24 protein-coding genes and 1 tRNA gene are annotated in these 22189 nt (G+C 57.1%); 9 read left to right on the top strand and 16 right to left on the bottom strand.

The features are described from left to right. The first annotated feature begins 1 nt into the window (after window position 1). The 5 genes from O3299_RS08755 to O3299_RS08775 all read left to right on the top strand — a co-directional run bounded on the left by O3299_RS08755 (window position 2) and on the right by O3299_RS08775 (window position 5794). Window positions 2-1291 (top strand): NAD(P)/FAD-dependent oxidoreductase, encoded by a 1290-nt coding sequence (locus O3299_RS08755; protein ID WP_305062083.1) that lies wholly within the window; start codon window positions 2-4, stop codon window positions 1289-1291. Beyond that, window positions 1291-2409: a tryptophan hydroxylase gene (locus O3299_RS08760; RefSeq protein ID WP_289914503.1), complete on the top strand. Its 1119-nt coding sequence runs from the start codon at window positions 1291-1293 to the stop codon at window positions 2407-2409. Before O3299_RS08755 ends, O3299_RS08760 begins: the two co-directional genes overlap by 1 nt. Before the next feature lie 9 nt (window positions 2410-2418). Further along, window positions 2419-3000: a violacein biosynthesis enzyme VioE gene (vioE, locus tag O3299_RS08765; RefSeq protein WP_305062084.1), complete on the top strand. Its 582-nt coding sequence runs from the start codon at window positions 2419-2421 to the stop codon at window positions 2998-3000. 91 nt (window positions 3001-3091) lie between these two features. Next, window positions 3092-4255 carry an MFS transporter gene (locus tag O3299_RS08770; RefSeq protein ID WP_305062085.1) on the top strand — a complete coding sequence of 388 codons (1164 nt, stop codon included), beginning with the start codon at window positions 3092-3094 and terminating at the stop codon, window positions 4253-4255. Window positions 4256-4534: 279 nt separating this feature from the next. After that, complete coding sequence (locus tag O3299_RS08775) at window positions 4535-5794, top strand: hypothetical protein (protein WP_305062086.1); 1260 nt, start codon at window positions 4535-4537, stop codon at window positions 5792-5794. Between the two features lie 86 nt (window positions 5795-5880). On the opposite strand, the gene O3299_RS08780 is transcribed toward O3299_RS08775, so the two are convergent. Next, window positions 5881-6258 (bottom strand): DUF2867 domain-containing protein, encoded by a 378-nt coding sequence (locus tag O3299_RS08780; RefSeq protein WP_305052207.1) that lies wholly within the window; start codon window positions 6256-6258, stop codon window positions 5881-5883. A gap of 253 nt (window positions 6259-6511) precedes the next feature. Here O3299_RS08780 and O3299_RS08785 point away from each other — a divergent pair, with 253 nt between their 5' ends. Both O3299_RS08785 and O3299_RS08790 read left to right on the top strand, forming a co-directional pair. Beyond that, the gene (locus O3299_RS08785) at window positions 6512-7051 is read left to right on the top strand and encodes a hypothetical protein (protein ID WP_305052208.1); all 540 of its coding nucleotides are present in this window, start codon (window positions 6512-6514) and stop codon (window positions 7049-7051) included. Between the two features lie 1192 nt (window positions 7052-8243). Continuing rightward, entirely contained in the window at window positions 8244-9902 is a 1659-nt protein-coding gene (locus O3299_RS08790) for an alpha-glucosidase (RefSeq protein WP_305052209.1), read from the top strand. Between the two features lie 1114 nt (window positions 9903-11016). On the opposite strand, the gene O3299_RS28075 is transcribed toward O3299_RS08790, so the two are convergent. The 11 genes from O3299_RS28075 to O3299_RS08840 form a co-directional block, all read right to left on the bottom strand. Beyond that, window positions 11017-11115: a hypothetical protein gene (locus O3299_RS28075; protein WP_369812261.1), complete on the bottom strand. Its 99-nt coding sequence runs from the start codon at window positions 11113-11115 to the stop codon at window positions 11017-11019. Then, entirely contained in the window at window positions 11091-11417 is a 327-nt protein-coding gene (locus O3299_RS08800; RefSeq protein ID WP_305052210.1) for an SOS response-associated peptidase family protein, read from the bottom strand. Before O3299_RS08800 ends, O3299_RS28075 begins: the two co-directional genes overlap by 25 nt. Beyond that, window positions 11372-11560: an SOS response-associated peptidase family protein gene (locus tag O3299_RS28080; RefSeq protein ID WP_369812283.1), complete on the bottom strand. Its 189-nt coding sequence runs from the start codon at window positions 11558-11560 to the stop codon at window positions 11372-11374. The genes O3299_RS08800 and O3299_RS28080 overlap by 46 nt, the downstream gene beginning before the upstream one ends. 264 nt (window positions 11561-11824) lie before the next feature. Continuing rightward, a complete protein-coding gene (locus O3299_RS08805; protein ID WP_305052211.1) occupies window positions 11825-12715 on the bottom strand; it encodes a hypothetical protein in 891 nt (296 codons plus the stop codon). Window positions 12716-13882: 1167 nt separating this feature from the next. Continuing rightward, the gene (locus O3299_RS08810) at window positions 13883-14413 is read right to left on the bottom strand and encodes a hypothetical protein (RefSeq protein ID WP_305052212.1); all 531 of its coding nucleotides are present in this window, start codon (window positions 14411-14413) and stop codon (window positions 13883-13885) included. Then, window positions 14410-14844: a glycoside hydrolase family 19 protein gene (locus O3299_RS08815; protein WP_306558487.1), complete on the bottom strand. Its 435-nt coding sequence runs from the start codon at window positions 14842-14844 to the stop codon at window positions 14410-14412. Before O3299_RS08815 ends, O3299_RS08810 begins: the two co-directional genes overlap by 4 nt. Further along, window positions 14753-15745 (bottom strand): hypothetical protein, encoded by a 993-nt coding sequence (locus O3299_RS08820; RefSeq protein ID WP_143451542.1) that lies wholly within the window; start codon window positions 15743-15745, stop codon window positions 14753-14755. The genes O3299_RS08815 and O3299_RS08820 overlap by 92 nt, the downstream gene beginning before the upstream one ends. Window positions 15746-15845: 100 nt before the next feature. After that, entirely contained in the window at window positions 15846-16409 is a 564-nt protein-coding gene (locus tag O3299_RS08825; RefSeq protein ID WP_143451541.1) for a hypothetical protein, read from the bottom strand. Window positions 16410-16654: 245 nt separating this feature from the next. After that, on the bottom strand, window positions 16655-17017 hold the full coding sequence (locus O3299_RS08830) for a hypothetical protein (protein WP_099667691.1): 363 nt from the start codon (window positions 17015-17017) through the stop codon (window positions 16655-16657). Next, the gene (locus O3299_RS08835; RefSeq protein ID WP_099667690.1) at window positions 17014-18402 is read right to left on the bottom strand and encodes a phage tail tube protein; all 1389 of its coding nucleotides are present in this window, start codon (window positions 18400-18402) and stop codon (window positions 17014-17016) included. Before O3299_RS08835 ends, O3299_RS08830 begins: the two co-directional genes overlap by 4 nt. Before the next feature lie 69 nt (window positions 18403-18471). Beyond that, a complete protein-coding gene (locus O3299_RS08840) occupies window positions 18472-18669 on the bottom strand; it encodes a phage tail terminator-like protein (RefSeq protein ID WP_099667689.1) in 198 nt (65 codons plus the stop codon). Between the two features lie 161 nt (window positions 18670-18830). On the opposite strand from O3299_RS08840, the gene O3299_RS08845 reads away from it, so the two are divergent. Next, window positions 18831-19082 (top strand): tyrosine-type recombinase/integrase, encoded by a 252-nt coding sequence (locus O3299_RS08845; protein ID WP_305062959.1) that lies wholly within the window; start codon window positions 18831-18833, stop codon window positions 19080-19082. 90 nt (window positions 19083-19172) lie between these two features. On the opposite strand, the gene O3299_RS08850 is transcribed toward O3299_RS08845, so the two are convergent. From O3299_RS08850 to O3299_RS08865, 4 genes are all read right to left on the bottom strand, one after another. Continuing rightward, a tRNA-Val gene (locus O3299_RS08850) sits at window positions 19173-19247 on the bottom strand. Between the two features lie 81 nt (window positions 19248-19328). Next, complete coding sequence (dnaQ, locus tag O3299_RS08855; protein WP_305062087.1) at window positions 19329-20045, bottom strand: DNA polymerase III subunit epsilon; 717 nt, start codon at window positions 20043-20045, stop codon at window positions 19329-19331. Between the two features lie 103 nt (window positions 20046-20148). Next, window positions 20149-20586 (bottom strand): ribonuclease HI, encoded by a 438-nt coding sequence (gene rnhA, locus O3299_RS08860; protein WP_034784447.1) that lies wholly within the window; start codon window positions 20584-20586, stop codon window positions 20149-20151. After that, the gene (locus O3299_RS08865) at window positions 20579-21355 is read right to left on the bottom strand and encodes a class I SAM-dependent methyltransferase (RefSeq protein ID WP_289897638.1); all 777 of its coding nucleotides are present in this window, start codon (window positions 21353-21355) and stop codon (window positions 20579-20581) included. Before O3299_RS08865 ends, rnhA begins: the two co-directional genes overlap by 8 nt. A 19-nt stretch (window positions 21356-21374) precedes the next feature. On the opposite strand from O3299_RS08865, the gene gloB reads away from it, so the two are divergent. Next, a complete protein-coding gene (gloB, locus tag O3299_RS08870; protein WP_099667646.1) occupies window positions 21375-22184 on the top strand; it encodes a hydroxyacylglutathione hydrolase in 810 nt (269 codons plus the stop codon). Window positions 22185-22189: the final 5 nt, after the last annotated feature.

Raw genomic sequence — 22189 nt, forward strand, 5'->3', positions numbered from 1 at the left:
AATGCATAAAATCATTATCGTCGGCGGAGGCCTGGCAGGTAGCCTCAGCGCCATTTATCTGGCGCAACGGGGGCACGATGTCCACGTCATCGAAAAACGCGGCGATCCGCTGCTGGAAAATGCCGCCAACGCCGACCCCGTCAACTCGCGCGCCATCGGCGTGAGCATGACGGTGCGCGGCATCAAGGCCGTCCTGGGAGCTGGCATCAGCAAACAGGAGCTCAACCAATGCGGCGAGCCCATCGTCGGCATGGCCTTCAGCGTGGGCGGCCGGCACCGGATACGCGAGCTGACCCCGCTCGAAGGCCTGTTTCCCCTGTCGCTGGACCGCACGGCCTTCCAGCGCCTGCTGAACCGGCATGCCGTCAAGCACGAGGTGAAGTATTACTTTGAGCATAAATGCCTGGATGTCGATCTGGAAAGAAAGATCGTGCTGGTCCAGGGCCCGGACGGCGCCGTGCAGCAGCTGTATGGCGACCTGGTCATTGGCGCCGACGGCGCCCACTCGGCCGTGCGGCGCGCCATGCAAAGCGGCATGCGCCGTTTCGAGTTCAGGCAGAGCTACTTCCGCCACGGCTACAAGACGCTGGTGTTGCCGGACGCAGCAGATCTGGGTTTCCGCAAGGATTTGCTGTACTTCTTCGGCATGGATTCCAAGGGCCTGTTTGCCGGCCGCGCCGCCACCATCCCGGACGGCAGCATCAGCTTTGCCCTGTGCCTGCCCTACACCGGCACGCCCAGCCTGGGCACGCTCAACCGCGAAGCCATGGCCGACTTCTTCAACCGCTACTTCGGCAGCCTGCCGCCGGAGCGCCGCAAGGAGATGCTCGACCAGTTCATGGCGCTGCCCAGCAACGACCTCATCAATGTCCGCTCCAGCACCTTCCACTACAAGGCCAATATCCTGCTGATCGGCGATGCGGCGCATGCCACCGCCCCGTTCCTTGGACAAGGCATGAACATGGCGCTGGAAGACGTCCACGTCTTCGTTTCCTTGCTGGAAAAGCACGGCAATGCGCTGGGCCCTGCCCTGTCCAAGTTCACGCAGCAGCGCAAGGTGCAGGCGGACGCCATGCAGGACATGGCGATCGCCAACTATGAAGCGCTGAGCAATCCGAATCTGATTTTCTTCCTGCAGACGCGCTACACGCGCTACATGCACAAGAAATTCCCCCGTGTTTATCCGCCGGACATGGCGGAGAAACTGTACTTCACATCGGTTCCCTACGATGAATTGCAGCAAATCCAGAAGAAACAAAACGTTTGGTACAAACTTGGAAGGGTAAATTAATGAACATTCTCGTCATCGGCGCAGGCCCCGCAGGCCTGCTCTTCGCCAGCCAGATGAAACAGGCCCAGCCCGGCTGGAATATCAGCATTACGGAAAAAAATACCCCGGAGGAAGTGCTGGGCTGGGGCGTGGTGCTGCCGGGACGGCCGCCGCGGCATCCCGCCAATCCGCTCTCTTACCTGGAGCAGCCGGAACGGCTCAATCCGCAGTTCCTGGAAGAATTCAAGCTCGTGCATCACGACCAGCCCAACCTGATGAGCACGGGTGTTACCCTGTGCGGCGTCGGACGCCAGGCCCTGGTGCAAGCCCTGCGCGCCAAATGCGTGGCGGCCGGCATTGCCATCCGCTACGAAACGCCGCCAGACGACAAGGCGCAGCTGGAAGCCGAGTACGACTTGGTGGTGGTCTCGAATGGCGTCAATTACAAATCGCTGGACTTGCCGCCAGCACTGGCGCCGCACATCGATTTCGGCCGCAACAAATACATCTGGTACGGCACCACCCAGCTGTTCGACCAGATGAACCTGGTATTCCGCAGCAATGAACAAGGCATTTTCATCGGCCATGCCTACAAATACTCGGACACGATGAGCACCTTCATCGTCGAATGCAGCGAAGAAACGTACGCCAAGGCCGGGCTGGAAGCGCTTTCCGAGCGCGATGCAGCCGCGTACATCGCCAGGACGTTCAAAGCCGAACTCGGTGAACACAGGCTGCAGAGCCAACCGGGCCAGGGCTGGCGCAATTTCATGACTCTCAGCCGTGACCGGGCCTGCGACGGCAAGTTCGTCCTGCTGGGCGATGCGCTGCAATCGGGGCATTTTTCCATCGGCCACGGCACCACCATGGCGGTGGTGGCAGCCCTGCTGCTGGTGAAAATCCTCGATACTGAAGCCAGCACGGCCGCCGCCCTGGACAGTTTCAATGCCCGCGCCGTGCCCCTGATGCAATTGTTCAAGGAGCACGCCAACAGCAGCCGCCTGTGGTTTGAAAGCGTGGGCGAACGTATCGGACTGAGCAATGCAGAGCTGACCGCCAGCTTTGACGCCCGCCGCAAGGACTTGCCGTCGCTACAAGAAGCGCTGATGGCCAGCCTCGGCTACGCGCTGGGCCGCTAGGGAGCTGCCATGCCGACACATGTCGCCCCGCCGCTGCTGCCAATGCAATGGAGCAGCGCTTACATTTCCTACTGGACGCCGATGCAGGAGCACGACCAGGTCACGTCCGGCTATTGCTGGTTCGACTATGCGCGCAACATCTGCCGCATCGATGGCCTGTTCAACCCCTGGTCGGAAAAGGAACATGGACACTTGCTGTGGATGTCGGAAATCGGCGACGCCAGGCGTGAACAAAGCCGCAAGCAGAAAGTGGCCTACGCGAGGCAAGCGCAAGCCACCGGCGAGCAGCTGCAGGGCACGGCGCTGGCCGATGAGGTGATCCCGTTCCATGAGCTGTTCCTGCCGCAAGCGGTGCTGGCGGACGGCGGCGCCCGCCACGACGGCCGCCACACCGTGCTGGGCCGGGAGGCGGACGCCTGGGTAGTGGAGCGGACGGGCAAGCCGTCATCGGTCTTTTACCTGGAGGCCGGCGGCAACCGCCTGCTGCGCATGGTCACGGGCAACGACCCGCAGCATCTTTCGGTACGCGACTTCCCCAACCTGTTTGTCGGCGACATTCCGGACAGCGTCTTTACGTCTTGCAACACCTGACCACGACGTGGCGCGCGCAAGGGCCGCATGCGGCCGGGGTGTGCGCCACGCCTGGCGAGTGTTTTAGTTATTACTTTCGAAGGATATTGCTATGCCGCTGGTTGTTTACATTCTGGGGTTGACGATCTTTTCGTTGACGACATCCGAATTCATGGTGGCGGGCATGATGCCGTCGCTGGCCTTGGCCATGGACGAACCGGTGACGCGGATCGGCTATCTGATCTCGCTCTATGCCATGGGCATGGTCATCGGCGGACCGCTGAGCACCATCATCCTGCTCAAGCTGCGCGTGCCGAACAAGAAGGGACTGCTGTGGCTGCTGTGCTTGTATGTCCTTGCCCAATCAGTCGCCGCGTCCGCCACCAGCTATGACATCCTGGCCATCGCGCGGGTAGTCACGGGCGTGGCCGCCGCCACCTGCTTTGGCCTGTCCCTGGCGATCTGTGCCGACATCGTCGCGCCCAACGCGCGCGGACGAGCCGCCGCCGTCGTGATCGGCGGCCTCATGCTCGCTTCCGTGGTGGGCGTGCCCGTCGCCACGCTCATCGACCAGCACCTGGGATGGCGCGCCAGCTTCTGGCTGGTGGTGGTGCTGGCGCTCTTGTGCCTGGCGCTCATCACCGTGCTGGTGCCGCGCGCCAAACCATCCGAGGTCGTCAGCCTCGGCAATGAACTGGGAGAATTCCGCAACCGCCACCTGTGGGCAGCGTATGCCAGCAGCGGCCTCATCATCGGAGCGATTTTCGCGGCGTTCAGCTACTTCGCGGCCATCCTGACGGAAATTACCGGCTTTCCAGCCTCCGCTATCCCCTGGCTGCTGGGCGTCTACGGCGTCGCCAACGTGGTGGGCAATGCCGTGGTCGGCCGCTATGCGGACCGCTACACCACCGTCATCATGGTCTGGGGCATGGTCATCCTGGGCATCAGCCTGGCGCTGTTCGCCGTCTTTGCGCACGACAAGAGCATCAGCGTCGCCTTGCTGGTCGTCACAGGCCTGGTCGGCATGTCGATGAACCCCGCCATCATCGCCCGCGTGATGAAAACGGCCCACCCTGGGCCGCTGGTCAACACGGTGCACACTTCCGTCATCAACATCGGCCTGGGCGCCGGATCATGGTTAGGCGGCCTAGGCATCGCCGCCGGCTACGGCCTGCGCTCCCCGCTGTGGGTCGGCGTCGCGCTGGCCGTGCTTGGCCTCCTCAGCTTGCTGCCTTACCTCGGGCACCGGTCGCGCGATTCGGTGCTGTCGCATTAGCGGCTGGCGGCGGTTGGCATTGCCAACCGCCCGCCACTTTAATGGCGGCAGGGTCCTGTCCAATGATCGTTTGCGAAATTATTAACTTCCTCCCATGTCAGGATAGTTGTCGCGTCACCTGATTTACCGTAGCATTGGCAAATTCTTCCTTCCAGCCAATATGAAAAATCCATAAAAAAAGGAAAATGTCTTTCAAGGTCAGCCGACCCTGATTACGCGTAGCATGCTGATACCCCGCGACTGAAATCGCCGACCAGAACACAATTCTTGCGAAAAATAATGCGAAAAACTCATTCCATAATTATTTCTATCATTTTGGCCGGCTTGGCCATGCCTGCATTGTCGGCGGATCAGGCACCATCCTTGCCAGACCGCTTGGCCGCCCTTCGCACGACGATCGCAATCGACCATGGAAAGATGGTTGGTTCCGGCGCGGCAACATTGATAGATGCAGGTCGGGAGAGCCAATTCGTGCTCATCGGCGAGGACCATGGTATTGCAGAAATTGCAAATTTTTCGGCGGCATATTTTGAAGAATTGGCAAATCAAGGATTTACGACACTGATTGTCGAAAATGGGCCGGCTGTTGCTGATGCTTTGGCAAAGACCTTGAAAGCCAATACTGGCGTTGCTGGCATAGCAGCATTTAATAAGGCCTATCCGGTCGCTACTGCTTTCTACAATTGGCAAGCTGAGGCGCAATTCCTGGCCCGTTTCGCCAAAGCTGCAGGACCATCGTTCCAATTAGTGGGAATGGATCAGGAACTCATGGGCGCTTCGAAATATTTGCTCGACCAAATGGCCGGGCAACCGCTTGGTCCTTTGGCGAAATCAAAAATCGAGGCGTTCCGCAAGCTTGAAAACGACGACTATAGCCGGGCGTCGGCGAGCGGAGACCCGCGTGATCTTTTCATGTTGAAAGTCAAAGAAGAGGAATTGTTCGCGCTACAGAAGCTGCTCACGGCCCCCAAGGACATGCCCGCCTTGGCGATGTTAAATTCGTTGATCGAAAGCCGCAGCATTTATAGCAAAAACATCACTCCGGGACAGGGATATGCATCCAATACACAACGTGCCAAACTAATGAAGCGGAATGTGGCCAGCCATTTGACGCTTGCGCCTGCACAGCGAATGTTGCTGAAAGCCGGTGCAGTTCATGTATTCCGAGGTTATAACCCGCTGAGTGCCGGCAGCCGGGAGATCGGCAATTATTTGGCTGAATATGCGGAAGGCCGCGGGCAAAAATCGCTGCATGTATTAGTGCTGGCGTCCAAAGGCCAGCAGGCGCAATTTGCTGGAATTGGACGCGCATCGGTCTCGACAGAAATCAAAAAAACCGATATCAAGTCCGCCATGGCTGGCGTATTGCCCTTCTTCGCCGCAGCGAGCGAGCATAAGGAATGGTCATTGTTCGACGTACGCCCCTTGCTGGGATCGGCGAAAACCCTGGCGAATGGAAACAGCAGTGTCCAAGGCATGATTCAGGGCTACGATTTTGTACTGGTCATTCCCGATGGGAGCGCAACGTCGGACCTGTGATAATGTCCCATGGCCTACTCTGCGTTTATATGGTCAATATTCGGTTAGCGGCAACAATGAGGTCACCGTTCTGGCTTGCGGTGCGCCTAGTCGCGCCGGTTGACCGCGCGCTCCAACAGCGAGCGCGTCAGGAGCTTATGAAACGGCATGATGATAAACAAATACACTCTTCCAAAGAGATTGTTTATTTTAACCAAGGTTGAAACCGTCACTTCCGATCCCTTCAGACTCGGTTGAATGCTTATCCAGATCCGGAAATCCAGATGCTTGTCGTCACCACCGACGACGAGCTCAGTCTTGCCCCAGACATAGGTGCCTGTATGCGCATCGGGAGCGCGCCCGGCACATTGATGTTGAGCGCATGGCATTGATGCCCTGCCACACTTGACCGAAGACGATCCGTACTTACTGAGCCGCAATCGGGACGATCGCACGGCAGCCGGATTGATGATTTTGCCGCTCAAGGAAAGGATCAAGAGGGCTATCGCATCAGCAGATAACATCACCGATAGCTGGAAAACGTACTTGTCCTCAGTTCGGACGGGACACTACCGATGCACATCAACGATATTTTCAAAAAAATAATATTATTACATTTGAATAGTTTGTCTTTAGTAGAAACATGTAGGATTTGTACTTCTTATATCTTGGAGCTACCAACCAGACCTCAATTTGAGATACCAGACTCAACCATTCAACCAAGTCGAAAGGAACAAGATGAAATCCCAGATGCGTCTTGCAGCAATGACCGTTTCGCTGTTGTCCGCCTCCGCCAGTGCTTTGGCGCAGACTCCAAATCGATGCCCATCGCTGGCGTTTTATGGCAATGCCGCCGCCAGCGGCCTCTGCAAAAGCCTAAGCCCTGCTACGCAAAACCTGCAAGTGTGCGAATTGACGGCCGCACAACCCGACGTTCACTTGACCTTCGGCCTCCTGCCAAATGGCGTGAACCCGCCCACCCCTCTCCACCTGACAGTGCGTACTCAGGCCAACAACTGCGAACAAGCGACCAATATCGTCCGGAACGCTGCCGGAGCGTTTGTCGCGCAAAACAACGCCCTGCTCTGTGGCGTCAACCCCGTCAGCTATGTTCAACGCATGAACGCTCAAGCGATTGTCCCGGGGGCCAACGGTCAAAGCGCTTGTCGCACAGCATTCATAAACGCCCAGGCGGGTGGTAAATTGACGCCCGCAGTGGCGCAAAGCTACCTCAACGCTTGCAACACCGGGGGCGCAGCGAATGCCGCATGTCCGTGATGTGAAACGGCAAGCACCAAAGGCGACCAGAAATGAGCTGCATTCCGAGTGCGAGCGCGTGGCCTAAACGGTCTCCCTTTCCCATAGCACAGAACCGTGAATCGCCACCAGGAACTTAGACTCTCCTGATCCATAGTTTTTTGAAATATGAAACACTGATGGATCGTGTTAAAGACCTGGGCGTCCTAGCAGACGCCTGGGGTTCAATCTAGTAGCTGCCTGATCCAACGACGTGATCGGGCTTGACCTGTCTATCCCCCTGGCCCTGCGGAGACTTCTACCGCATTCAAGCACAAGCTGCTTGAGCTTTGGCGGGTTCTACCATGCACTCTTCCGTGGCTCAACCTCTTACAACGTTAATCCCGGGTTTCGCGGAGCGCGGAGCAATCGATTCGAGGTCTCTTTCACATAATTTCTGTTCTGCAACGATGCATTTAAGTTAAAGTGTTGCGTTGACCGATTGAATCAGCAGCCAGAAGCGGTCATTGCCAGAACTTAATTGATTATTATTTTTATGTCTTTCTACATTTAAATGTTTGGAATGTTCAAAAAGCGGCAAGCGCCGCCGTCCCCGCCTACGCACGATTCTGAAGACCGTCTCTGCTTGGTTTTCATCCCTGCGCTTGTGACCGTTCTTCTCCACGCTGAAAAAACGTTGGGCAGACCATTGACACAGCCCGAAGTCATTGCTATCCGTGACAACGCGAGTTGCATGCCGATGCCCGTTTCACAAGCTGAAATGATGGAAGAGGAACGCGGCTACCCAGACATTGTCGCAGAAGCTGTCTGGCCGGAGTGGCAATCGGCGCGTCTACAGCTCGGTCAATCGTGATTATTGAGGCTCGTTAATCAGTAATCGCCCAGCGATTGTTCACCTTTAGGGTGCTGATTAGGTCAGCCGGAATCTTACCCCAGACTTAAAAACAAGTGCCTCCAACGTCCGCAAACGGAGCAGAAGCGGACGGTGTGATCGGGGTAAGTCGCTGCAGGTACCTACGACACTCCTGATCCATCGTTCTTGGCTGATGAGAAACAGATGGATCGGGTTAGGAGCCTGGGTGCCATGCCAGGCTCCAGGTATGCGGTCTCCTAGCTGCCTGATCCAACAACGAAATCGGATCTGCCCTACCCCTGGCGATCCCTTGGCACGTTGCAAGACAGTGCCGCCAATCAATAAGCGAGAAAGATAATCATGTTGGATAAGAAATGGTGGCATAACGCCGTCGTGTATCAGATCTACCCACGTAGTTTTCAAGACAGCAATCACGATGGGGTCGGTGATCTGGCCGGCATCATCGGCAGACTGGACTACCTGCAACATCTGGGAATCAACCTGATCTGGCTGTCACCAGTGTACCGGTCGCCGATGGACGATAACGGCTATGACATCTCCGACTATCAGGATATCGCCGCTGAATTCGGCACATTGGCCGAGATGGAGCAGTTGATCGCAGAGGCGGCCAGGCGCGACATCCGTATTTTGATGGATCTTGTGGTCAACCACACCTCTGACGAGCATGCCTGGTTCGTCGAGGCGAAGAAATCCAGGGATAGCCCCTACCGTGACTACTACATCTGGCGCAATGGAGGCGCCGATGGCTCCCCGCCCGACCAGCAACGTTCGTATTTTGGCGGAAGTGCATGGGAATACGATGCCGCCAGCGGTGAATACTACTTCCATCTGTTCTCGAAACGACAGCCGGACCTGAACTGGGAAAATCCCCAGGTGCAGGAAGAGGTGCATCGCATGATGAACTGGTGGTTGGACAAGGGCATCGGCGGCTTCCGCATGGATGTGATCGATCTCATCGGCAAACAGGTCGACCAGCAGATCATCGCCAACGGCGCACGACTGCACCCGCTGCTGCAGCAAATGCACCAAGCGACCTTGGCGGCACGCGATGTCTTGTCGGTGGGCGAGACTTGGAGCGCCACCCCGGAGACAGCCAAGCTGTATTCCGACCCGGCGCGTCAGGAGCTGTCGATGGTCTTCCAGTTTGAGCACATCACCATGACCCACGATACCAAGGAGGGGAAATGGAAGCCGCAGCCGTTCAATCTGATCGAATTCAAGCAAATCATCAGCAAGTGGCAGACCGAGCTGGCCGATACCGGCTGGAACTCGCTGTTCTGGAATAACCACGACCTGCCGCGCGCCGTATCCAAATACGGCGACCCCGGCCGTTACCGGGTCGAATCGGCCAAGATGCTGGCCACCGCGCTACAGTTTCTCAAGGGCACCCCCTACGTCTATCAAGGCGAGGAAATAGGCATGACCAATGTACGTTTCGACTCTATCGACGACTATCGCGACATCGAATCGCTCAACCTCTACCGTGAACGCACGGCCGCCGGCGTGTCACCGGAGACGATGCTGGCCGGCATCCACGCTAACGGGCGGGACAATGCACGCACCCCCATGCAGTGGAACAGCACACACAACGCCGGCTTCAGTACTGGCACGCCATGGCTCAAGCTGAATCCCAACTACCCGGAGATCAACGTCGCGGCCGCACTGGAACAACCCGATTCGGTCTTCTTCTACTACCAGAAGCTGATCGAACTGCGCAAGCACTGGGACGTCATGGTTTACGGAAATTACCTGCCGTTGCTGGAGCAGCATCCGCAGGTATTCGCCTACCGGCGCAGCTTGGGAAGCCAACAGCTGGTTGTCGTCAACAACTTCTCCGGCGAACACGTCGAACTGGATCTGCCGGCAACGCTGCACGGCATTGCCGGGCAAGGCTTGATCAGTAACTATGCCCAGCGTGACAGCTGGACCGACCACCTCAGCCTGCAGCCATACGAATCGTTTGCTATCGCTTATGTGTGTGAGGCGGGGTGCGGGTAAAGCGTTGTTGTGCAATCACATCGAGCCGCGCGAACGCCTGGGTAAATGGCGCTTGACAGTCAAACGCACACTGGGCTGATTGCACCGCTTCCGCCGATTACGCGTCCGCTACGAGCGCCGTGCCGATATCCACCAGGCGCTTCTCTCGCTTGCCTGCATACTCATCTGCTGGAGATACATTCAGCGGTTTTGTTAGGCGTCCTTAGTGTACGAACTTGTTGCTTTGAAAGCAAGGAAGAGGATTGTCAGGCGTTCTAAGCCCGCTTGACGTGAAAACGGCCGCAGAAAGCGGCCGTATCGTTGAGGCTGGGCGGTGGATTAGAAATCCCATTGCCCAAAATTTGCCCCAAGTTCGTATTCCGACAAGATGTAAAATCCTAAGCCATTGAATACAAACGAAAATTTTGGTGGGAAGTGCAAGTTTCGATCTTGCGAGCCCTGCAGTGTGAATGCCATTGAAAGCGCCATTTTGCAGGGTTCTCACAGGGAGAGTTTCGTCATGACTATCAAGAGAAGTCGCTTAATTGCACCAAATTACACAGGGCTGTAATGCTCAAAAGCAAGGGAGTTACATCGACCTGCAATTCCAGATATGACTATTGGGCGAAACAAGGAAGGGTATGCTAGCACTGGCTGGCACCACGACTATACCGACACGAGGATGGGCGCGCGGGAGATCCTGCCTTAATTGCCGGAAAATCCAAATGAGCAGCCTCCGCCAAGCATGCCCCTCCCTTCCCGATATGCCGCAAGATAAATGTAATATTTCGAACAAACCGCTGGCTGCGGTGTAATCTGTACATATAGGCAGTATGCAAACATCCACAACCTGGGAGGATATATGCCTTGCATTGATCATGAATACAAGAATTGTCCCGCTTATATTGAATTGGCCGACGGTAAGTATTGCACAGTACCGGGATGCCAACGTCAAAAGGCCATCACCCAAACCTCCAAAGCCTTGTTCGAGCACCTGAACAATGATTTGGAGGATGTTGTCATTCCAGGCAAGACAGGCGGTAGACAGGGTACGATCTAAGAGAGCACGGACGTCGACAGTACCATGCTCGTTAAAAGTTGCACCGAGACATCAAAATCTAGCGCAGCTACTTGGTTATAACTCTCGGCAACTCCAGCTCGCTGCGTAGCGAGGCGCTTTATTTTCTGAAAGCATAGCCCACCGCCGCGTCAGGTCTGCCGAACCCAGACGCACCGTATTACGGCAATTACGTTTGCTTGTGATATCCAGCGCGGCAATTGCCAAACCGGAGCGCACCCTTCCCCACTCGTCTCCGCCACAAGAGAACCGTCCAACCAACTTAGGCACTGATCAGGATCAAGGCTCATCACCATGCGCTTTTCGTCATAGGGCTTGTGGAAGCGCTGCATCAGCGAGTGCCCGTCGGCGTTGATAGTCAGCATCGAGAACGACAGCAACTGATCCTCCGGGCGGTACTCCCATATGCCGGCTATGGCCACCGGGCCACCGTCGGCACGCTCGATGCGCCAGCGCACGGGCTTGCCATTTCGTAGTTGGGTTCGAAGAAGTTGGCGGCCGGGATGATGCAGAACTGCTTGCACTTCCAGGCGCTGCGAAAGGATGGCTTACTGGCCACCGTCTCGGTGCGGGAGTTGTAGGTCTGGCGGGCCAGCTTCAGATCCGCCTAATGAGGCACCAGGCCAAACATGGCGGGAGCGATTTCCAGTTCACCGGGCGCTTCGTGAGAGCCGCGAAGGATGGGCGCCATGTAGCCGGGCCATGTCTCGGGTGACAGGTCAAGCAGCGGGTATCCGGTTCGAAAGCTTTCTTCGATCTGATCTTTGCGGCTGGGGGTGTAGTCCGCACACATTTTAACGTCTATCCGTCACTGGCTTGTGCATTAAAATTTAATCATTTGTTCGGAAGAGTCTGTTCCATAGCACTATTCCACGGCATCCAATCTTTCAAAATTTTCGTTCATTTGTTTAATTTGCATGTCATCTCGAGCAGCAAAAATCAGAGGCTGTGAATTTACAATACTAAAGACTTCCAATGCCCAAAGGACCTCGGCGAATCCTTGCAACTCACCATCCGGAAGAGGAGCAATGGTCTTAAACCACTCCATAGAGACCTGTCTTTTTGCGCTGCCATGATGCCTTTTAATATTAATCGATTCCTTTACGACCCCTTTTAGTTGATCATAATACTTGTAGTTTTTAATTTTTTTATAATTATCGCGATCATCAGGACTAATACGCCCATTGAGAAGCACGCATTTCAACAAATCCGAATCATCTAGCGTCATTCCACATTGCAGAGCGAAAAGCACTCGGGTTTGAAACTTTAGTCTATTGGAAATTTCATCAATCACAACATTAGCTACATCAGTTTTGTTTGCTGCAGCATCGTTTACTTCATGTAGAGCATTTTTCCAAACTTCTTTTTCCTCATCATACTTCTTAAAATAACTTATCTGAAGGTCACTATCAAAAGGTATCTTTCTTTCTTCACTCAGAACCATTCTCATTTTATCCGCAAGCTTTCGGATAGAATATCTGGTTATTTTTTCATCAAAAGAAGGATAAAAGTACCAGTAAATAATACCAACACACAATGGAAAAACAAAAACATGAAGATAATACTCGAGGGGGAAAGTATACAACTTTCCATCTATGAAGTTAATTTTCTCAGAATATGCGCCTTCCCCAAAAACAACAAGCATTAATTTGTAATTCAAAAATGGCCAGGAAATGAAGGCTGACGCCAGAAGAGGATTACTAAATCTATTCTTTATCACGCCAAATATAGTTTCAGGAAGATCGGATATTGACATTTTCAATCACTAAAGAGCATTTATAACCACAATAATAATGCAAAAACATTTACTCTTGGTGACTTTAATTGTTCAAACATCTGATTGAAACTGGTCAGCGAGTAGGCCCATGATGATTGCCGCTGTGCGCACAGATACAATCAACGCTTGGCTCGACTACTCCACATCCCCCTTCACAAACGCCTGGCATGCGCGGCCTGTCGCGGCAACTTCCTCTGTCTGCAGGATCAAGGCTTGAATATCTCGCGCCACCGCGTCAGGAAGTAGCCCGCTGGCGGGATCGGCTGCAGCGCCTCCTTCGGCGCCACCGGCACCGGCCGGGGCGGCAGGTCCAGCACTTGCACAGAAGGCGGGCTTGCGCATGCGCTCAGCGCTCTGCTTTTGCCTCTGGCAAATCGCAGCCTGCAATCACCGCCTCAACTTCACTCTCGTATTTCCGCCCATGCGGCCAGTCCCACGCCAGCGCCAGGACGATCTCGCCGTCCGTTGCCGCTGGCGCCAACTGGTCGAACTAGTAGGTTGGCCGGTGCGGCATCGGCTTTACGCTTGCACCTTACTTAGATGGCTGTTTCGCGCAAGCAACATCATACTGTGACACACTCATAGGATTGCGCGAATTTTGTGGCTGCTGTCCAGCATATACTGTTCCAGCCTGGCCATCTGGATTGAAAGCTGACCCAGGTGCTGAAGCTGAATTACCAGGAGTATTGGGAGCAGTGGCACTGCCGCAGCTTTGATTTGGTTGCCCCGAATGCGATGGGGTAGGTAAAGCTGGTGCAGTTGTCGTTGTGTGCGTTGTCGTCGTGTGCATTGTTGTTGCGATCGAGGTTCCTAAATGCGGACCGGCCTTAACGCCGCCATTCCCTGCAGTTGCAACTGTTCCCGTGATAAACAGAACAGTACCGATCACGGCCAGTGTAGAGATATGCCTCATGGTAAGACTCCTCTTCTAACGTCCAATTTCCTTCTATTGAGTGTATACCAAGAGCCGAAGTTATCAACTTAGACAGTATTTACTCTATCCGGCCCCGCCGTGCTGGAGAGATGGACGCGCGACTGCACAAAGACACCTGCGGCACTAAACTTGCGTTGATCTGAAGGTCTCAAGACTCAATCGACTAGCTCACTCCCCCTACTGTCTACCTGCGCAAACACTCCGAATCAGCGCTACAGCCCTATGCTACTATCCCGCACAAACGCCTGGCACGCGCGTCCCGTCGCGGCCACTTCCTCCTTCTGCAGGATCAAGGCTTGAATATCTCGCGCCACCGCGTCAGGAAGTAGCCCTCCGGCGGGATTGACTGCAGCGCCTCCTTCGGAGCCACTGGCACCGGCACCGGCCGGGGCGGCAGGTCCAGCACTTGCACAGAAGGCGGGCTTGCGCATGCGCTCAGCAGCAGCAAGGCGAGCGCGGACATCGTTGATTTCGTCATCGTAGACTTTCTTGATGGCCGCCGCTTTGATGGCCTGTTGCCTGGCTTGCGCCAGGTTCTCGGCGGCGCGCGGCGCCTCCGCCTTCGTTTCCGCTGCCGCGCGGGTCTTCTTGTCGGTATTCCACAGCGCCTGCACGGCCGCTCGGCCTTGGGCGACGCCCTGCGCTCGCTGGTACAGCATACCGGCGCCGACCAGCACGCATGCCAGCACGGCGCCGTACAGCCAGCCAGGCACCCTGCCCGCCAGCTTGGCCAGCGCGCTCACGCCAGCACCTTGCGCGCTGCTGCATACAAGGCCAGGCGTTCGGCCAAGCCGTTCACGCCGCCGTTGATGCGACGCGTCACGCGTTCCTGGTCACCTGCATCGGCCAAGGCGTTCAGCCCCTTCATCTGCCAGAACCAGCCCGCCGAGCGGCAGGCGTTGACAGTTTGCTCAAGCAGCTCGGGCTTGGCCAGCAGGTCGAGGCCCAGCGCCTTGCCGCAGGCCGCATAGTTGGCGCGGCCAGTTACCTGCAGCAGGCCACGCCCACGAAAGCGCACGCCGTCACCGCGTTGCGTGTTGCCCAGGTCGGCGCGCCCTTCGTAGGCCTGGCCGCTGGCCAGCTCACGCACATAGCGCAGCTGACCAGACTCGTGGCCAACCTGGGGCAGGAACGATGCCTGGCGCGCCGGGGTCGTGATGCCGAATTCCAGCATGGCCGCGTTCAGCGGTGCCAGCATTGCGCCCGACTACCTCCATCAGCACGCCCAATGTTTCATATCGGGCAGTCGGCAAAGTGGATTCTTTAATGTAATCAGCAATCTTTAGTAGGGCAAAGCCGGCAGCCAATAATTGCAGCGCACCGGTCAGTCGACCAGATGCTGCAGATGCCTCCTCCTTAGCCTTTGCGGCGGCCTTGAGTGCGTCCTCGTGCGCCTTGATTGTTGCAATTGCTTGTTGCGTTTCCTTGGTGACACCCATCTGCGCGGCCTGGTAGGCAAGCAACTGGGTGCAACTCATACCAATCGTCGCCGCCTGCTCGCGCATGCGCTCGATCAGTTGCTGCTGGCCAAGCGTCAATTGCGTGGTCGAACCACCCAGCGCCGTCGTGGCCTGGGCTGCCTGGCGCGCCTGCTCAGCCTGAGCGCGCATAATTTTGGACGTGTCATCCATCTGGCCATTGCTGATCGCCGCACGCTGACCAGTGCGCTGCGTGGCATCGCCCAGGGCCTCGACACTTTTGGCCGCATCGACGCCGCGGCGCCACACACCGGCCGAGGAATTTGTAAAGTTGTCCAGCGCGCTAACGCCCTCGGTCGATGTCGAGCGCACGCGCGCCGTCGCAGCACTCAACGAATCCACGGACGTGGTCGCGCCAGCAACCTTTGGCGCAACGCGCGCACCAGCATCGCCCAGCGCATCGACAGCGACAGCACCTTCAGAGGCCTTGGCCTTTGCCCCAGCGCTGGCCTCGCCCAACTTGTCGACAGCCGCCGTGGCGCCAGCCGTCTTTTGCTCGACGCGCACCGCTGCCTCACCGAGCGAATCCAGTGCTTTACTGCCCTCGACCACTTGGCGCGTATCAATCGAAAGACCAAGTTCTGCAATGTCCGGCATAGATCGCCCATAAAAAAAGCTCACCAAAGTGAGCTTGAAATTAAAAGACCCGCACGAAGCGGGCCAAATGGATAATAAAAAATACTAATTCATTAATGCATTACTTCACCTGTGTAATAACAGCCACAGCGGATGGCTCACAAGTCAACTTATAGACATCCATTTCAGCTAACTCGACTTCCTCGGCTGCCTTCCTCGATCCGCGCCACGTTGCAGTTCTCGCGCCCTCGTTCCAAATTTCCGGAGCACCGGGGCCTGTCCAACTTACGTAAAAAAGCTTGGCGCCAACGTAGCCACCATAAGAGTTTTTCGCATTGACCGAGCCACAAAGGGCTAACCAATTCGGCATTACCTTGGACCTATCACTGACCACAAGGTTTGCAAACTGCGCAGAACTTGGATCCTTGTAATTTTTCACCAATGCTTCTTTTGACTTTGCAACAAACTCATCCAATATCCGACTTTTATCGAGAGCAGCTAATCGCGCAGACTCATCTACAGAATTGCTTTTCACTTTTTCTGCATTTTCAGCATCTCGCGACTCTATACATGAAGTACGTACGGCCTTTTCCTTTATCTGCTCACAAACAAAGGGCTTGTTCGTTGCAGCAACAGACAAGGCAGATACTGCTATCAATGCTACGGCAAAAATACATTTCTTCATTTCTACCTCAGAAGTTAAAGAGGCAATTTTACACCAGCACCAATTGCACTTGATCGACGCAGTAACCTCGCCTCAAATGCCTGCCGAAATTTCCATCGTTTCGCATGCCACCCAGCAACAATACACACCTGGCACAACAAAGTCATGCGGAACGGTTCGCACGACTTTTCGCCGCGTTTGTGTTAAATGCATGCCAATCCTAGCGCTCCTGTGCGGTGCTGTCACCCACCCCGATTGCTCAAAAGTTATGGCAAATCAGAGTTGACCTTCTTGTTCTGGTGGTAAATAAACAGCGCATCGAGGCGGTCAATGACCGACTCCTCGAACGGATCGAAGCGGACGCCGTGGCGCGCCTGCCAGGCCAGTATTTCAGCGCTGGCGAGCGCGTTCACGGCCATGCCGCACTGGCGTTTCTGGTTCAACTGGGTGAACCAGGTCCAGATGTAGGCCAGCTCGGCCGGCAGCTGAGGCACCGCGGGCGCCTCGGGCGCCCGATAAAGCGGGTTTTTCCGGGCGGTTTCCAGATGATCGCCCTTGGCGTTGCCGTCGCCTGCCGCTGCCGCGCGATCAAACAGATGATCGGCGTACAGCAGCAGGGCCTGGATCAAACCTTCAAAAAATTGGCGTCGTTTTCCAGGGCGGTCGTAACGCGGTCCTGCCAGGTCGGGTACTTGTCAAACGCCGCGTCAATCATGCTCTTGTCGAACGGCACGGCCGCGCCGTTACTGGTGAAGCCATACCAGTCAACGGCCACGGCCAGCGCCATGCGCTTCTGGTTGTCGTCGATGACGCTCACCAGCTGATTGGAGCCTTCGTCAGTCGAGGCGTCGATGGCCGTCTTGCGCTTAGCGGACTTGCGGTAGTCGAAAGCGCACGTGACGATCTTGTTTTTCTCGCCATCATCGACCTTGGCAGAGGTGATCTTGATGCGACCCATGGCAATCGTCATCACCTCGGCCAGCGGCGCCGTACTGGCCGCCATGGCGTAGGCCAGCGGCAGCTCGACTTCTTGTTTGAAGTAGTCGATATAGGCAGAATCCTGCATCAGCACGGTGAACTGCCCCGAGCCCACCACTTTGCCGCGCGAGGCGGCCGTGGCGAACTTCGAACCGATCACCGGATCGATCTTGACCTGGCCATCCAGCGACAACGACATGCCCGTGCAGATTTGCGACGGGATGCCCGCCACCGACAGCATCGCGGTGGCGCTGGAGAACTTGCCGGTGCCGGGCGTGGCGGCCGGTGCCGCGAAGTACGCCGCCGGCGTGGTCGGGCCCTCCAGCTTGCCCATCAGGGTGAAGTCCATGCTCGTGATGCCATTCGGCTGCACAGCGACGTCAACCTTGCTGACCAACTGGTCGATGAAGCAGCGATTCACGGCAATGCCCGGATCCTGCACTTCCGCCGTGAACCAGTCCGTGGTGTGGCCGGTCAGGGGCGTGAAGCTGCGCTTGCCGGGCGCGGTCACGGTCACCGGGTCGCCCTCGACCTTCACCGTCATCGCGCTGCCGTCCATGAACTGGCCAGCGAGCTTCAGCGCCGTTGCCGACTTAACGAAGAAATTTTTGCCGTTGTTGGCGGCGCCGGTGGTCAAGAAGCCACCGATGCGCACGACGGTACCGGCGCGGTGACCGTCGGCCAGCCAGGAACCGGCGCTACGCGTCAGGCCCATTGCGCCCGATGCGATGGTGTTTTGCGCCGCGGTGGTACCGCCGGCCGTGAAGTCGCGGCGCAGCAGCGCGGCCAGCAGCACGGCGTAGGTGTCGCACGATGCTTCGCCTTTGATAGCGCCCGAGGTGCGGAAGTTGCCCAGGCGGGTATCGCTCTGTTGCTGGCTCGGGTCGATCTCGTTGCTCGAATACTTGTCGGCTTCCGTATCGAACGTCGCTGTCACGCGCGGATAGAGGCGGCCGGCGGCGGCCAGGGCCTTCGTGCCTTCTGCAGGTTGCTTGCCGATAACGAGCAGGCTGTCGATGCCGTTTGCAGTGGTCATGGTGTGGATTGCCTTTCTTTGGTCGAAAAAAAAAAGACCGCCGAGGCGATCTATGTGGGGTAATGCGGGTTACAGGTTGCAGAACCAGCGAATCTTGACCGGGACCATCCAACGGTCACCGTCCTCGCGGCCATCCGCGATTTCAGGCGTGCGCTCGATCTGCACGGTCACATCACCCTTGGTGAAGCTTGCGCCGCGGCGGAACAGCTCCTTGATCATTTCAGCTCGCGCGCCGGCGCTGGCTGTGCCCTGGCCTGGCGGATACATCAGGCTGACCTGCCCGTCGTGGAGAGTTGTTCCAAATTCGTGAGGAGGATATTGGCGTTGACACGATCACCTTGCCTTCGAGCCACACAAAGACCTTACGGGCGCGCGTAATTCCAATCATCCCCGCGCTACGACCTTGGCTCGCCCACTTTCCGATTGAAGTGAGTATTGATGGGCTGAAATCCGCTTGGCGCCGAGCGCGCGTGAAGGCGCGTATGGAGCATGTGAACTTTCATGACCTACGGCATTCTTGTGCCAGCATCATGCTTGGCTTGGGGGGCGATCTTTATACTATTAGCAAGATTCTCGGTCACAGCAATGTGCAGACGACCCAGCGCTATGCGCACCTCCAGGTCAATGCGCAGCGTGCTGCGTTGGATAAGCTATCGGTGCTAGTACAAAACAAAAAATAAAATTACACAGGCTAATTACACAGGCACAAAAAAAGCCGATCACGTAACGTGTCGGCTTTAATGTAAGTACTTGATTTTACAGCGAATTCTTGGTGGGAAGTGCAAGTTTCGAACTTGCGACCCCTGCAGTGTGAATGCAGTGCTCTACCCCTGAGCTAACCTCCCGAAGCGAGGCGAATTATCGCATAGGTGTTGCGGCATCTGCAAGGGCTAGCGAGAGGAAATTTATCGTGCCCCGCTTCTTTCTCACGCGACCGCTGGCGGCGCCGTGACGGCGGTCCAGATGCACTGGCCTTTGGCGGCCTTGTCGAGGCCGGCGATGGTGGCTTCGTGGGCGGCCAGTTCGTCGGCGCTGGCGCTCTGGAAGATGACCGCGGCCAGGGGCACGATTTCCAGGGCGGCGCCGTCGGCGGCCACTTCCACCTCTTCTTCCATGCTGAGGCTGTTTTGCCCGCGCGTCATGGCCAGGTAGACGTCAGCCAGCAATTCGGAGTCAAGCAGCGCGCCGTGCAGCTTGCGGTGGGCGTTCGAGACGCCGTAACGATCGCACAAGGCGTCGAGCGAGTTGCGCTTGCCCGGATGCATTTCCTTCGCCTGCACCAGGGTGTCGATCACGCCATGCACTTGCTCGTGGACTGGCGGCAAGTTCAGGCGCTTGAATTCCGCGTTCAGGAAGCCGATATCGAACGGGGCGTTGTGGATGATCAGTTCGGCGTCGGCGATGTAGGCGCGAAACTCGTCGGCGATTTCCGCGAATTTCGGCTTGTCGCTGAGGAATTCCGTCGTCAATCCGTGGACGGCCAGCGCGCCCTCTTCCGAATCGCGCTCGGGATTGATGTAATGGTGGAAATTATTCCCCGTCAACATGCGGTTGTTCAGTTCGACCGCCCCGATCTCCAGGATGCGGTCGCCCGTGCGCGGGTTCAGGCCGGTGGTTTCAGTATCGAGGACAATTTGACGCATGGCAGATTCAGTCTTAAAAGCAAAAAGCGAAGGGCACAGTATAGCAAACCTGTGCCCTCCGGTTACGCCCTGCCCGCAGCTGCATGGCAGGAAATTTCAGTTCTCAGGCGCGCACGGTTTCCACACCCAGGTTGGCCAGCTGATCGGCCCGCTCATTGCCCGGATGGCCGTTATGGCCGCGCACCCAGCGCCATTCCACCTCGTGCACGGCCTGGGCCGTATCGAGCGCCTGCCACAAGTCGACGTTTTTCACGGGTGCCTTGGCGGCCGTTTTCCAGCCGCGCGCTTTCCAGCCGTGGATCCATTCGCTGATGCCCTTTTGCACGTACTGGCTATCGGTATACAACACTACCTGGCAGGGACGTTTGAGCGCCGTCAAGGCTTCGATCACGGCCTTCAATTCCATGCGGTTATTCGTCGTATTCAATTCTCCGCCGTAAATTTCTTTCTTGGCGCCATCGGCCACCATCAGCGCGCCCCAGCCGCCCGTGCCGGGATTGCCCTTGCATGCGCCATCGGCGTAAATCTCAACCTTATCCATCTTGCTGTTCCCGCCTTTTATTCGTGACCGGTGCGCCTGCGGGCGCCGTCGCCGGTTTTTTGGTCCAAGCCGGACCGATCAAACGCATCCCTTTGACGCGCTTGATCGCCTGCACTATATACACTGCGCCCAGATATGGCCACCAGCGCGCACCGGCCTTGTCCATGAAGGCGTTGCGGCGCAGCCATTTTTCTGTCCTGCAGGCAGGCGCGTAGCAGCCAAAGTGGCTTTGGCTCACGCCCATGTTCAGCAATTTTAACCAGTCTTTCATGCGCGGCATAGAGATCAGCTCGCCCGCCTGCGGCAAATAATGCCGGCCCGTGACCCGCCCCAGTCCCTGGCGCATGCCCCACAGGCTGGCCGGATTGAAGCCGCACACGATCACGCGCCCTTCCGGAATCAGCACGCGCTCGACTTCGCGCAAGACCTGGTGCGGCTCGGCGGCAAATTCGAGGACGTGCGGCAAGACCACCAGGTCCAGGCTTTGCGAGTCGAACGGCAACTCGTCGAAGGCCGACACGAGGGTCAAGCGGCTTTCCTGCGGCGGACGCGACGGCAGGCGCGCATCGAGCAGCCATTTGTTCGGCATGCGGTTGGCCGCCAGCGCATCGAGCTGGGGCAAGCCGATCTGCACGGCATTAAAACCGAAGATATCGACAGTCAGGCTGTCGAGGCATTGCTGCTCCCAGGCACGCACGTACAGACCGGCCGGTGTCTGCAGCCAACCGTCAAGCGCTATAATGGATTTTTCGGATGCCACACTGTCCATTCAGTTTTCTCTTTTGCTCATGACACACTCCCCTGAACACGCTTTATCGGTACTTGCCGTGCCCGCCTTTGCCGACAATTACCTGTGGCTGATCCATGACGGCCGCCATGCCGCCGTGGTCGACCCCGGCGATGCGACGGCCATCCTCGATGCGCTGCAAGCCCATCAGTTGACCTTGTCCGCCATTTTACTCACGCATCACCACGCCGACCACACGGGCGGCGTACCTGAATTGTTGCAGCATTTCGCCGTCCCCGTCTTCGGCCCGCGCAATGAGGCTATCACAGCCATCACGGAACCGCTTGCCGAAGGCGATGTCGCCCACGTGCCCGAGCTGGGCCTGCAACTGACCGTCATCGACGTGCCCGGCCATACGAAGGGCCATATCGCCTACGTGCGCCAGCGCGACGAGCGCAGCGGCGCACCCTGGCTGTTCTCCGGCGACACCCTGTTTGCGGGCGGCTGCGGCCGCCTGTTCGAAGGCACGCCGGGCCAGATGGCCGACTCGCTGGGCAAGCTGGCCGCCTTGCCCGACGATACCGAGGTATTTTGCGCGCATGAGTACACCTTGTCCAATCTGCGCTTCGCCAACGCCGTCGAACCGGGCAACCAGGCCTTGCAGGAACGCATCGCCATCGACACGGAAAAGCGCCAGCAAGGCTTGTCCACCGTGCCGTCGACCATTGCCCTGGAGAAGGCCACGAATCCCTTCCTGCGCTACCGCGAACCGGCGATCCTGACCAGCTTGAAGGTGGAAGGCAAGCTGGCCACCGATGCGTCGCCCGTGGAAGCGTTCGCCGCCTTGCGGATGTGGAAAAACAGCTTTTAAGTCCG

This window comes from Janthinobacterium sp. SUN176, from assembly GCF_030587335.1.
Classification (GTDB): domain Bacteria; phylum Pseudomonadota; class Gammaproteobacteria; order Burkholderiales; family Burkholderiaceae_D; genus Janthinobacterium; species Janthinobacterium kumbetense.

Excerpts from the sequence above, each read along its gene's own strand:
- O3299_RS08755 (WP_305062083.1), top strand. The coding sequence starts at position 2 with ATGCATAAAATCATTATCGTCGGCGGAGGCCTGGCAGGTAGCCTCAGC.
- O3299_RS08760 (WP_289914503.1), top strand. The coding sequence starts at position 1,291 with ATGAACATTCTCGTCATCGGCGCAGGCCCCGCAGGCCTGCTCTTCGCC.
- vioE (WP_305062084.1), top strand. The coding sequence starts at position 2,419 with ATGCCGACACATGTCGCCCCGCCGCTGCTGCCAATGCAATGGAGCAGC.
- O3299_RS08770 (WP_305062085.1), top strand. The coding sequence starts at position 3,092 with ATGCCGCTGGTTGTTTACATTCTGGGGTTGACGATCTTTTCGTTGACG.
- O3299_RS08775 (WP_305062086.1), top strand. The coding sequence starts at position 4,535 with ATGCGAAAAACTCATTCCATAATTATTTCTATCATTTTGGCCGGCTTG.
- O3299_RS08785 (WP_305052208.1), top strand. The coding sequence starts at position 6,512 with ATGAAATCCCAGATGCGTCTTGCAGCAATGACCGTTTCGCTGTTGTCC.
- O3299_RS08790 (WP_305052209.1), top strand. The coding sequence starts at position 8,244 with ATGTTGGATAAGAAATGGTGGCATAACGCCGTCGTGTATCAGATCTAC.
- O3299_RS08805 (WP_305052211.1), bottom strand. The coding sequence starts at position 12,715 with ATGTCAATATCCGATCTTCCTGAAACTATATTTGGCGTGATAAAGAAT.
- O3299_RS08815 (WP_306558487.1), bottom strand. The coding sequence starts at position 14,844 with ATGCTGGAATTCGGCATCACGACCCCGGCGCGCCAGGCATCGTTCCTG.
- O3299_RS08820 (WP_143451542.1), bottom strand. The coding sequence starts at position 15,745 with ATGCCGGACATTGCAGAACTTGGTCTTTCGATTGATACGCGCCAAGTG.
- O3299_RS08825 (WP_143451541.1), bottom strand. The coding sequence starts at position 16,409 with ATGAAGAAATGTATTTTTGCCGTAGCATTGATAGCAGTATCTGCCTTG.
- O3299_RS08835 (WP_099667690.1), bottom strand. The coding sequence starts at position 18,402 with ATGACCACTGCAAACGGCATCGACAGCCTGCTCGTTATCGGCAAGCAA.
- O3299_RS08840 (WP_099667689.1), bottom strand. The coding sequence starts at position 18,669 with ATGTATCCGCCAGGCCAGGGCACAGCCAGCGCCGGCGCGCGAGCTGAA.
- dnaQ (WP_305062087.1), bottom strand. The coding sequence starts at position 20,045 with ATGCGTCAAATTGTCCTCGATACTGAAACCACCGGCCTGAACCCGCGC.
- rnhA (WP_034784447.1), bottom strand. The coding sequence starts at position 20,586 with ATGGATAAGGTTGAGATTTACGCCGATGGCGCATGCAAGGGCAATCCC.
- O3299_RS08865 (WP_289897638.1), bottom strand. The coding sequence starts at position 21,355 with ATGGACAGTGTGGCATCCGAAAAATCCATTATAGCGCTTGACGGTTGG.
- gloB (WP_099667646.1), top strand. The coding sequence starts at position 21,375 with ATGACACACTCCCCTGAACACGCTTTATCGGTACTTGCCGTGCCCGCC.